12 protein-coding genes are annotated in these 11604 nt (G+C 40.1%); 2 read left to right on the top strand and 10 right to left on the bottom strand.

Annotated features, from left to right (window positions below; translation table 11 throughout):
• Window positions 1–2258 precede the first annotated feature (2258 nt).
• From AC3RV5_RS23450 to AC3RV5_RS23440, 3 genes are all read right to left on the bottom strand, one after another.
• Window positions 2259–2471 (bottom strand): hypothetical protein, encoded by a 213-nt coding sequence (locus tag AC3RV5_RS23450; RefSeq protein WP_489732247.1) that lies wholly within the window; start codon window positions 2469–2471, stop codon window positions 2259–2261.
• On the bottom strand, window positions 2468–3052 hold the full coding sequence (locus tag AC3RV5_RS23445; protein ID WP_489732246.1) for a ParA family protein: 585 nt from the start codon (window positions 3050–3052) through the stop codon (window positions 2468–2470). Before AC3RV5_RS23445 ends, AC3RV5_RS23450 begins: the two co-directional genes overlap by 4 nt.
• Window positions 3053–3191: 139 nt before the next feature.
• Window positions 3192–3878: a replication initiation protein gene (locus AC3RV5_RS23440; RefSeq protein ID WP_489732245.1), complete on the bottom strand. Its 687-nt coding sequence runs from the start codon at window positions 3876–3878 to the stop codon at window positions 3192–3194.
• A 1080-nt stretch (window positions 3879–4958) separates the two neighbouring features.
• On the opposite strand from AC3RV5_RS23440, the gene AC3RV5_RS23435 reads away from it, so the two are divergent.
• Window positions 4959–5081 (top strand): hypothetical protein, encoded by a 123-nt coding sequence (locus AC3RV5_RS23435; RefSeq protein WP_489732244.1) that lies wholly within the window; start codon window positions 4959–4961, stop codon window positions 5079–5081.
• 289 nt (window positions 5082–5370) lie between these two features.
• Here the strand turns inward: AC3RV5_RS23435 and AC3RV5_RS23430 are convergent, their stop codons facing one another.
• From AC3RV5_RS23430 to AC3RV5_RS23410, 5 genes are all read right to left on the bottom strand, one after another.
• Window positions 5371–5862 carry a hypothetical protein gene (locus AC3RV5_RS23430; protein WP_489732255.1) on the bottom strand — a complete coding sequence of 164 codons (492 nt, stop codon included), beginning with the start codon at window positions 5860–5862 and terminating at the stop codon, window positions 5371–5373.
• A 65-nt stretch (window positions 5863–5927) separates the two neighbouring features.
• Window positions 5928–6812, bottom strand: a complete 885-nt coding sequence (locus AC3RV5_RS23425) for a site-specific integrase (protein ID WP_489732254.1) — start codon at window positions 6810–6812, stop codon at window positions 5928–5930.
• Window positions 6805–7035, bottom strand: coding sequence for a hypothetical protein (locus AC3RV5_RS23420; protein WP_489732253.1), 231 nt, complete (start codon window positions 7033–7035; stop codon window positions 6805–6807). Before AC3RV5_RS23420 ends, AC3RV5_RS23425 begins: the two co-directional genes overlap by 8 nt.
• A gap of 1078 nt (window positions 7036–8113) precedes the next feature.
• Window positions 8114–8827, bottom strand: coding sequence for a hypothetical protein (locus AC3RV5_RS23415; RefSeq protein WP_489732252.1), 714 nt, complete (start codon window positions 8825–8827; stop codon window positions 8114–8116).
• Between the two features lie 140 nt (window positions 8828–8967).
• Window positions 8968–9228 carry a hypothetical protein gene (locus AC3RV5_RS23410; RefSeq protein WP_489732251.1) on the bottom strand — a complete coding sequence of 87 codons (261 nt, stop codon included), beginning with the start codon at window positions 9226–9228 and terminating at the stop codon, window positions 8968–8970.
• 362 nt (window positions 9229–9590) lie between these two features.
• On the opposite strand from AC3RV5_RS23410, the gene AC3RV5_RS23405 reads away from it, so the two are divergent.
• Window positions 9591–9917 carry a helix-turn-helix domain-containing protein gene (locus AC3RV5_RS23405; RefSeq protein ID WP_489732250.1) on the top strand — a complete coding sequence of 109 codons (327 nt, stop codon included), beginning with the start codon at window positions 9591–9593 and terminating at the stop codon, window positions 9915–9917.
• A gap of 3 nt (window positions 9918–9920) precedes the next feature.
• Here AC3RV5_RS23405 and AC3RV5_RS23400 read toward each other — a convergent pair whose 3' ends face one another.
• Together AC3RV5_RS23400 and AC3RV5_RS23395 are read right to left on the bottom strand one after the other, a co-directional pair.
• Window positions 9921–10253 carry a type II toxin-antitoxin system RelE/ParE family toxin gene (locus AC3RV5_RS23400; RefSeq protein ID WP_489732249.1) on the bottom strand — a complete coding sequence of 111 codons (333 nt, stop codon included), beginning with the start codon at window positions 10251–10253 and terminating at the stop codon, window positions 9921–9923.
• An 871-nt stretch (window positions 10254–11124) separates the two neighbouring features.
• The gene (locus tag AC3RV5_RS23395; protein WP_489732248.1) at window positions 11125–11394 is read right to left on the bottom strand and encodes a hypothetical protein; all 270 of its coding nucleotides are present in this window, start codon (window positions 11392–11394) and stop codon (window positions 11125–11127) included.
• Between the last annotated feature and the right edge of the window lie 210 nt (window positions 11395–11604).

Here is an 11604-nt window from a genome sequence, read left to right as displayed (position 1 = left end):
TTTGCGAAAGAAGAGTAAGAAAAACCAAAAAAAATGATGGAATGTTCCTGGATAACGATACTTGATTAAAGTTACTTTAATCAAGGCGGGCTCTGATTTATTTGATGTGCTTTTAGCCCCATTTTTCAAGTGCATGGCTGTAATGATTAACAACGAAAACTATTACGACCAAAGCAATGAAAATAATGGGAAAAGCAATAGAAACAAATGTTATGCCAGACATAAAAATATTCTCTTGGTGTGTTTAATTCAATATTACACCTTTTAGCTATCAAAATGTCCCTCCTTGAACATTGGGGGCTATCCCTCACTTTTGGGGGGTTGGTGCCTGTAGCTATGGTATTATCTGGTGTAGGCATATTATTGTTTATCTTGAGCGCGTGTATTGCGCTGATATTGGGAGAAATGTAATGACTGGTATTAGTGGATCTACATTCGTAGCATGGGCTTTGCCTATATCGATTGTTTTTATTGTTATAGGGATCGCTGTTCTAAATCACTATAGCGATGATTTAGAACGATGGGGTAAAAAACATATCCATAAAAAATAAGCTGAACGTATACCAAAAGAAGTCCTTCGGGACTTTTTTTGCTTTGAAAGTAGAGGCGTATACTTCATCTATACTGAGTGCATATTCCGGTGATTGTGAACACACATTCACATGATTGAGATCATTCAACAGCATGCAACTGAACTAATCGCCGGGTTGGCGGTGTCATAAAAAGGCCTACGTATCGTAGGCCTTTCGCTAGCTACTTACGTCTTTAAAACAGAAAAATTTTGCTGTTTTTGGGGAGATATATTCACCACATCATCAATGCCTGAAGAGAACGCAGTACATTCGACATGATAAATTCCCCAATAATTAGGGATCATCAGGCAGAACATACAAAGACGCATACCTTTCATCGGACAAAATTGTCCACTGCAATACTTTAAACGTGCCATTTTAATGGACCTCGCATTTAAATTTTTAAAATAGAGGTCGATAGAAGAATACTTAGTAAAACCAACTGCTTGTTCAAATTTGACATTATAGTAATTGAAAAATTTATGAAACATAAGTAGGGTTCATTTATTGGAAGTACACAAACTGTGTTCCTCTAATTTGTCTAGTGTATCAAAACAGACAAGCAACTCCTTCGACCTTTCGTTGTGAGTTTGTGCTGACAGTTTCTCGTTAAAGCTGTCAGCGCGCCCTCCCAAATTAAACAAACCTTAACTTTTAATTCATTTAACAAAACACAAGATAGTGAGCTTTCAAGCGCATTGCAACCCAACATCTGGTGGTTTTCTGCGCAGTGTTGGTGCAGTGAATTTAATGTTAGTGGCGACTCACTTAATAACACTACCGGAGTTGCGGATAGTAGGATTGCAAGCACAATTGATTTAATTTTTTTTTCTTAAACTTTTTGTTTAAATAAATCACTATCTATAATTTCACGATATATAGTGGTGTGAGTTGCATTTAATCACTACATATAGCTATTTTATGTTTACGTTGTGATAGATATTCGAACATCCGGCTTTATTCCAGAATTACCCAACGTATTTACGAAACATAAAGTGATGTGATATCCCCAAAATTATTAGTTGATTGGCCCTAACAGCGTTTTAATCAAACCTTAATTTTATGCAGCTTTACAAACTCAACAACATCACGCATTGAATCAAAATTTTCTAGCAGCATTTCCTTGGCGTGCATGCTTACTTTTTCATCTTCGCTTTGGAGGAGTAGACACCAAGTTTGGATTAACGCTTTAGGTGGTACTTGGTGCACAGGTGGGAGGCATATAGTCATTTTCAACGTCCATGTTTGCTCTTATCCAGCAATTAAATTTAGTTGAAAAAATGACAGTTTCCAGCTCATCGTGAGCTCCGTTTGTAAGTAGTCTTGCTGTAACCACAAAAAACAGTCTGTGTTGCATCAGCGAGAAATACTTATTCGGGGCTAAATTAGGTTATAAATTATCATCGAGGTGAAAATTTTGGGAGCGCATACTCACGAACCGAATCTATAGTTCAGTAAATTTAATTTAGGACTCCAAAAAATTCTGCATGCAGAATTTTTTGAAAATCTAGATTAAAGCTATCTAAGGGTAATGTTGTCAAAGTAACGCCCATACACGCAGAGCTGACAACCAAAGAGGGTGTCGATATTTCTAAACCTACTTGATTCCGGCCTATTTTGTTTCACACCGCATAATGAAAGTGTGGAATGTAATTTACCTAGTAAATTACTAGGTAAATTACCTAGCTAAGCTTTGTTGATTTTGTCTAAAATCAACATGCGAGCTAATGCCGCGCAACTTAACCCCATTGATTCACAGTATTTTTTTACGCGAAGATGATCTTCATCTGATAAGTTTACGGAAAATCGTGGCTTTAGAATTCGTTTTGGCTCTCGGTTGGGCTTTAATTCATGAGAGCCTGTTTTAGCGTCATTTTTAAAGTCGTTTATAAAGCTCATTGGATCAACTCCGCTAGTTTGCGCATTTCGTTGCGTGCTTTGTTTATACCGTGATAGCTCCTGATAGAGTCGCTGAAGATAGTCTTGCAAGCGTTTATTGAGCGGCTGTAGATAGAGCTGTAGGACAATACAACGTAGTCTTTAGCGATCTCCTGGTAAACCTCAACTTGGTCTTTAATTCGTTTGTCATAAGCATTTAGAACACAAATCAAGCGAGCACTTTCTACCATGTTTTTTACGCTTTTAAATGACATCAGATCTAGTCTGCTTGCTCGAACCGGACTTACTACATGATCAGATTTATCTAAAATAGTCCGATGTTCACGAGTTAGTCCTTCCACGGTGGGTGGGAAATCGATAATAAGGTAGTCATAGCCTTCGATGCTTTTTGGGCTTGTAGCTGTAACATCAAATTTAAGATCATCTGAGTGATTATGTACTTCTGTTAGTGACTTTTGGCTATCAGAGTCATATACCAAAACTCGCTTACCTGTTCTGGCCATGCAGTCAGCCAAGTGCAAGCTTATGGTTGTTTTACCAGTCCCTCCTTTGGGGCTCCAGACAGATATTAATTTAGTCATCATCATTTACCATGTAAATTATAGTTAATTACACGGTAATTTACATTGCTCATTGGGAAATGGTAGCGAAATATTACGTTGACCACGAATCTGTACACCTTTAAAGCTGTAATTATGTATTTAAAGAGTGGTTATTTTCTTATTCATAATTTAATTCCATCTGCTCATCTACAATAATATCAAACCGCAGTCCGTATATTTTGAGACCATTTTTTTTAGGTTTGACGGTTACTGTCAAGTTGCTAGATTTGTTAATTTGCTTAATGGCTGGATCAATAACTCTCCTGCGTAGCTCTTTGAACTGTGGGTATATGTTTGAGATACCCATAGACTTTTTGAATTCATCTAAGCTTATTTCTCGCCAGCCTGTATCTTCAAAGCGGACTAAAATTTCGTAAAGACGTATCGCGTGGCTGGAGTCTAGGTTTGCAACATGCCGAAGCTGATAAGTTTTAAACTTCCCGCTGAGCTGCGTGAGGTATTTTAGAACGTCTTCAGACCACGTGAGGGTCACTTGTCCTTCACCTTTACGCTTTTTTGCTTTCTTTTGAATCCAGTGAAGCTCAATATCTTCGTCGCCTTCATTAAGTATTATTGATGCTGAGAATAGTGCGTCCGCTGACTTATAAAGGTCTTCGTAAGCGTGTTTAAGGTCTATCTGCATTAGTTCGGCATACTGACTAGCTGTTATTGTAATTGTCTTCTCAGGCCGTTTCATTGGATCAAGTTTCGCTATACAACACAAAATTAGCTTGTGTGCTTGTGTATTCAATCTATAGCTTGCATCGAGCAAATGATTTGATTTTGTAACCGATATTCCATTCATTTAAATACACCACATTAACTATAAAAGGCTACATCACGCTCACCACGATTATGTACACCTTACCCATGTAGAACTCTATTCTCTTGGCTTACATAGAAATGATGTACGTGAAAAAATAAGATACACCAACCCTCAATAGGTGTCCACCGATTAATATCCGTACACCGATATGTGGATAACACCACGGAACTGTACACCTATCTGACCACGAATCTGTACACCTCAAACCACGGTTCTGTACACCTCTACCACGAATCCGTACACCTTAAACCCCTGAAGGCCACAAAAACAAAGGGCTTAGCTGCCCTACAAACAAGTATACAAACAAGTATACAAACAAGTTATTAAAACAAAGAAAAAAAGCTGTGGAAAACCCTGTAAAACAGAGCTGAAAGCCGCATTAAACCGCTTAAAAGAAAGGCATAAGTAATATTTGGTTGTGGATGAAAATGTATAATAACTTATTTAATTTAGTGCGTACCCTTCTTAGGGGTTGCACCCCTGCCAGCCCTACCCCTCGTTACACTCGTTTCCGGCATACCCCGCTTAAAAATTAAAATGCGTTCGCTTCTACCGGCAAGCCGGTGCGCGAAATATAATGGCCTAACGGCCACAAAGATGGCTTAGCAGAGCGGCATGGTGCAAAATTAGATTTATTTGCTGTGTGCCTCTGCGCAACAAGAATGCCGGGTGTTTGAAAGCCAAGGCGAAGGTACCCGCTCCGCTGCATGGCCGGTGGCCATAACGAGGAAGATTTTATGATATAGGATAAAAAATGGGTATTTGAGGGTTTTAACACCAGTTCTTATAACTAATGAACCTGAATTATCAACAGGTAATTTTACTTGTTATATCAAATAGTTACTTTAAAAAATACCTGAAAAAAGGACTGTTTGAAAGCCTTGTTTCGGGAGTGAAGTGACAATTATATAGTTGAATTATGTTACAAAAATCAACTTTATGGCAAAGCCATGTAGAGCGCACCTCGATACCAAGTAGAAGCCCAGGATCTGCTAAACCGCTACTTAGCTTTTTTTGAGTCTGGATTTATGGCTTTTTAATCCAAATGGAGTGCCAATAATGAGTAAAGAGAAGAATTCTGGGGGAGATTTTGTTGCAGTGATGATGATCGTCATGGCCCTGTTTGGGTGGGCAATGTATGAGAACTGGGAGGCTAACTATGCCCCTTACGTGCAAAGCTAGTCGTAATATTCACACCATGAAAAATGTTACAAAAACCAAGTTAGAATCTACGAACGCTAATTTGAGAAGTTGCCGAGCCTGTACCATCTTCGTGACCATCTAAATGCAAATACTCCACACTCTGTGGAGTGACTGTGTTTGCTGGGAGCGTCCCGTAATGCATCCAGTTCAGCGATAAGGGTTTTAACTGCCTGGGCATAGGATTCTGGTATTCGAATCACTACGCTCTGTCCACGGCTGCGCTTTCGCCCCGAGCCATTGCGCTTCCCGCCGTGGCCATTTGGTGTGTTTAGACATGAATATCTCCATTTAGTCGTTCCAGTTTGCGCTTAAGTCGCTCTGCTGCACCTCGGGCGCGATCTCTTGCTGTTTCGGCAAAGTGCGTTTTTTTGTCGGCTTCGTTGATACGGTTTTCAGCGTCCTTGACAGCGTTAACGGCTCTGTCATAACCGGATTTATGTTTTGCCTTCATCGCTTCCGCTTCAGTTTGCAACGTTTTGGCTTTCGCTAATTCGCTTTGTAACGCATTTTCAGCCTCTAAAACTCTTCTGCTTGCTGTTTCCCTGATTGATTGAATTTCTCTTCTTTGCGCGTCTCGGTCGCGTTCTAAATCATCTTTATTGGCGTACTGGTAACCAAAAAACAGAATGCCAGTGACCACAGGCAGAGCAAAAGCAATTGCGACCAACATGATTGGCCACGCCTGGATAAAAATATCCCAACCCACTGCTTCTATTCGCCATTGGCCATCGGTGGCAATGGCGTATCCTTGGGTGCTCATGACGCCGTTGAAATATATCAAAAGGCTGATAATCACAGTGAAAATTATGAAGAGGAATATGTTTCTCATCGCAGGTATGTCTCGGTTATGTAGGGACGGAAATGCCCCATTTCTTCACTCACGGTTTTAAGCGCATCAATCCTGGCTAAACCTGAATGTTGTAGTTCATGCATGCGTTCTTGGGCGTAACTGTGTCGTAGGCCATGCGCCCCTGAAGACCATCCAAGGGCGCGTTTAGACGCTTGGCTGAATGAGCTAGCCCATTTTTTGCCACCATTAATGTTATAATTCTGCTGGTAATGTATGCCTCTATCGGTAACACGTTGAGGGGTTTCTAAACGCAATAATTCAAGTTGTACTGCGAGGGGGTTCGGCAAAACGACCTCTCGTATTAATCCCCCCTTCCCCTTAACTGTGTAGCGCTTTCCCTCTCTACCTTCGAACTTTGTATCGACGGATTCCCGTGGGCTTGCCCCTCGCTCTTCAATTGGCCTAAGAGTCAGAAGTTCATGGCCCCGTAATCCTGCTGCATAAGCAATTTGCGTTGCTATCTCGTTAGCGCCACGTTGAGCGCCGGCAACCATTTCAACTTGCTCTGCGGTGTAACTGCGTGAAGTCAGTATTTGAGGTTGGTCAGATTTGACACTGGCCAAGCGCTTAGATGCACCTATTTTGTTTGTTAGGTGGTGCATCATAAATTGGATAGCGTGACGGTCTTGATCAAGAGCCTTTTGGCCTACTTCCTCACTTCGTAATTCAAGGTAATTCATGGCGCTCTCTACGGTTAAATCCCGTAGCGAACCTAGCCGCTCTTCCTTCACGTAGCGACATGTGCGGATCAGGGCTTGTTTGTAGTTTTCAGCTGTGCTGAAAGATTTAAGAACGCCTTGCCGTTGTAAGGCTTTAATTACGGATGCAGCTTGGGTTTCAGCTTTGGCAAATTTACCCATGTTTTTGAATGTATCTTAAGACGGTAGAGGGGGCGCATGTAATACGTTTAGCTTTTAGCCAGCGGAGTAATTCAGCGTGACTGGTACCAGCCCTATGCAGGGTTAACAGTTCGCCCTTGTACTTGTCTAGCTTAGATATACGACTGGAATAATTACGTTTTCTGATGGCCTTGGTATGAGCTTTGATAGCTGTGATTTCGGCATCAAGATCAAAATCTTTCATGGTGTACCTGTAAGTAATTTTACAATCGTTCTAAAAGAACGACAGCGACAACTTAATGCCTGTTAGCCTGATTTACACATACGCTGTGCGGGTTCAGACATATTTAGCCCTATGCGAACCGGTGATTTAAGAGGGGGTTAGCGCTCTGGCTTTTACACTGCTAAGTGGCTTTATCATCGTTTTGCATCGTTAAGTTCTCCTGTTTTCGATTTCGATAGATGGGTTCAATTTTCTGGCTATATAGCCAGAACTCACGTTTACGCATTGCGACAGTGTGGAAACTGCGTCTCGGTGATTAACGTGTCGGTACTCACGAGTGATAAAGTCACTACTCTTTTGTATAAGCGTACATTATGTGCAGATTGACACGTTATTGTCAAAGTGCATTTAAAATAGTGCGCGAATTCGATCAATCCCTTTTTGAGTCTGGGTGTTAATAGTGATAGCGTATTTGCGCCCAGACTCAAAAAGGGATTTCAGTACCAAATCGAAGAGTGAATATTGTGTCAACTGGTGTTATCCTGGAGCAACTAGGATAAGCCATAATTTGCTTTTACAAAGAGCAGCTAGATAGGAGTGAACGAATGTTAAGTGAAGCCCAAAGATGGGTACCGATCGTCGTTTTTTTAGTCGGGATTTCGGCGTTTCTGTTTTATCAAACGTTTAGCGGAACCGACAAGAACAAAAATAAGAAAAAGTGATCGGATTGTTCCTGGACAACTCAATTTTGAATTAAGTTACTTTAATCAAGCCAAGGCTCTGAGCTATCAATATGTCCCTTTTAAAACCCTCGAACATTGGGGGCGATCCCTCACCTTTAGATAATTGGATTAATGTGATTACCAAGGGATTCTGTAGGTCTAATTACCGAGCGCCTTTGTCGTAACACCGTACCCGTTTATTGACAGCAAAGGGAAGACAATCCTCGCTAGCTGCCGCTTAGCGAGGATTTTGCTTTTTGAAGTCGTAATGCATTGGTCGTCATATTTTCCCTTAGCCACATGTAGCGCACGCCAGCGGGGCTAATTTCAATGCCATATCCTGTTCCGACTAGCAGATGTGACAATATTGACACCGTCTAAGTCTTATCGCCTATTGACGATGGTTGGGCAATGCTGGTTATCAGGATAACTTTTTTGTCAGATTTGCGGCGAAAGAAAAATAAGAAACAAAATAATGATAGGCCAAACATGTACAACATTAGAACGCCTGGTTCTGCTACGTGGCGTGCACTTGCAATAAATTCATAACTCTCTATTGTTCCTTGGTTTAACGACTTAACCGATGTATAACCGCACGCGAATGGCCTTTTATTCAATATATCTTTATGTTTCACGTGAGGATTAATTAATTCTGGGCCAGGCCCGGTACATTGCCCATTTGCAGCCGCTACAGCATTGGGATACAAGGCACGAAATGCTAACGCGGCGCCAGATCCCTCACCATGCGGGCCTTTTATGTGTGTAAAGGAGCCAGAAATAACTAGATCATCTGCTCCACCAAAAAAACCCGCATCATCTTCATTAATTGTCACTGTTAATTTCCACCACTCCCCAGTTACAGTTTGCGTTTCTGATTTTGACAGACCAAAGAAATCTTCGATTTCATTTGGTTGTAATATTTTCATAGACGCAGAAATACTATCATCCAAAAAAAATTCCAGGGTGGCTGGTTTGTCAACAGAAGTATAAAGATCATTGAGTTCTATAATAGTGGCTTCAGCGTCCTGCGTGTAGCTGACACAAACAAAACACCAAAAATAAACAATTACTAAGTTATAACTAAGTTTCATCGCAATCCTTCCTGAGGAGTTAGTAAATAAAAAACGACTTTATGATATTAGTACTCATGCTGGAAAAGCCTAAAATAATTACGATAATGTTATTAACCTTTTTGTGATAGCAAAGACATCAGTCAGGTTTCACTGCTGAATCACTGGCTGTCCGTTACTGAGACACTGACGATGTCAACTTGGACGATTTGAAAGTAGCCTAAATGCCCTTGGCGTTCGATCGAATGGTCGGAGTAGCTATATTTATTTGCCAACAGAGGTTGAATTAATCCATAACTTTTGACTCTTTGGATAATGGCACCTCGTGTTTGCCCTTTTTGGCTCAAACTCTTCATTTTGACACCGTTAAGACCTACTTGTGCCGGATCCACATTGAACGCCGTGAAACGGATAGTTAACATAGGGTTTTTTAGGAAAAAACGGCAAGAAGAGGCGTTTAACATAACACCCGTTACACGAACTTGGGCTAGTTATGTCGTTTCACTCGGTTTGAGTGGTCAACGGTTCGTTTTCATACATTTAGGAAGTAAAGTTCTCCTGTGGAAAGTGAGAGTAATTTAACTATATGTTTTTAAAGGCAAAATAAAATTTGTAAATTATATAAATACTTGTATAATTTGCCGCATGAACTACCTTTCAATAAAACACTCACTTACTTATTCGCTTTAACTGATTTTACGGTAAGGGGTATTACACCAGCTGTAATACTAGTAAGTGCATACAAAACTGTATGCTTAGTGTTGAAATAGGAGAATAAACCGAAATGAAATCATTCAATAACGCTTTCGAGTTGTTAACGGACGATACTAAAGAGATTGAAAATTACACAATGCGCTCAAATATGATGAATGCTATTGTCGATTTAATTAAATCGAAAGATTGGACGCAAAAAGAAGCGGCTGAACACTTGGGAGTGTCACAACCGCGCATTAGTAACTTGAAAAATGGGAAAATCAGCAAATTCTCTGTTGATATGTTGATGGTGATGTTGAGTAAACTAGGTTTTACTTTTGAGTTTAACTATATCCAACAAAAACAAGCAGACGTTAATATGTCAATGACCGTCAGAACACCAGAAGGCTGCTGCTAACCATCATTTGGGAATCTCTTTGAACCGCTTCACTACAACATCCATGGCCTTTTTATCTACCCCGTTGGTTGTTTTAGTGAAGGCGTGTAACAAGTACACTTTATTGTTGAATTTGGCTACGTACACCGCCCTGTAGGCTGGTGAGCCATTTATTATTAATTCTACAACACCTTTAACATTTTTACCTAAGTTGTTCAGCTGTTTGAAGTCCATGCCCGGCCTTCTTCCATTCATTACATCCTGTAATGCTTTGGCGAAATCTTCTTTTACATCTTTCGGTAGTTTCTTAAACGCTCGTAGGGCAGCTTCCGAAACGGGTTCTAACTTCATGCTCATGTGTAATATTCCTCAAAAAGATTAATTGTTTATTTGAATTTTTCATTTAGATGACCTTCGTAGTTATAAATTTAAGTATTCCATTGTTGGACTACTCTTCTTTTCAACCAAAGAGTTCGTTTGCTTTTAATACCTTTCGATGTTGCTAACGATTACTCTCTGATATAAATAGATGGCTTTCCCACCTTCTAGATATGCTATCACAATGGCATGAGATATACAAGATTTTATATATTTAATATCATTTACGAATAATATTCTTTATTAAGTACTGGATTCTAAAGAAACTAATGACGCCATTTTTCATTAGATCTTAACGTCGCATAAGTAACTCGTACCATACTTTAATAATAACCAGGAGCGGTTACGGTGTGATGTTTTTTTGAGAGTAATTTACAAAGTAATTTACATGGTGGGTTTGTTAATTTTTTACAATATCAACATACGAGCTAACGCCGCGCAACTTAACCCCATAGATTCACAGTATTTTTTTACGCGAAGATGATCCTCATCTGATAAATTTACGGAAAATCGTGGCATTCAGAATGCGTTTGGGCTCTCTGTTGAGCTTTAATTCATGAGAGCCTGTTTTGGCGTCATTTTTAAAATCGTTTATAAAACTCATTGGATCAACTCCGCTTTTTAGCTTTTTTTGAGTCTGGATTTATGGCTTTTTAAAATTAATAAACTGGTTTTTTTTAATCCAAGTGGAGTGCCAACAATGAGTAAAGAGAAGAGTTCTGGGGGAGATTTTGTATCGTCATGGCCCTGTTTGGGTGGGCAATGTACGAGAACTGGGAGGCTAACTATGCCCCTTACGTGCAAAGCTAGTCGTAATATTCATATCATGAAAAATGTTACAAAAACCAAGTTAGAATTTACGAACGCTAATTTGATAAATTGCCGAGCCTGTACCGTCTTCGTGACCATCCAAATGCAAATATTCCCACTCTGTGGAGTGACTGTGTTTGCTGGGAGCGTCCCGTAATGCATCCAGTTCAGCGATAAGGGTTTTAACTGCCTGGGCATAGGATTCTGGTATTCGAATTACTACGCTCTGTCCACGGCTACGCTTTCGCCCCGAACCTTCGCGCTTACCGCCGTGGCTATTTTCTGTGTTAGGTGTTTTCTCTTTAGGCATGGGTCTTCATCTAATTTAAGAATAAGAATAATTATACCTTGAATGGTGTTACATTAATCAACTTTCTTGGTCGATATAAAAGAAGTTTTGAATGGTGCAGTTCAACAGCGATGGCTTGATAATAGCGCTAATACTACTGATATTAATGTTCGTAGGACTGGGTATAACGGCGTATTACGTTGCCCATAATGATCCTCCGTTTTTTAAGTT

This window comes from Paraglaciecola sp. IT1134 (genome assembly GCF_058068185.1).
Note: the sequence above shows the minus strand (reverse complement) of the source record. Positions and strands in the feature narration are given on the sequence as shown.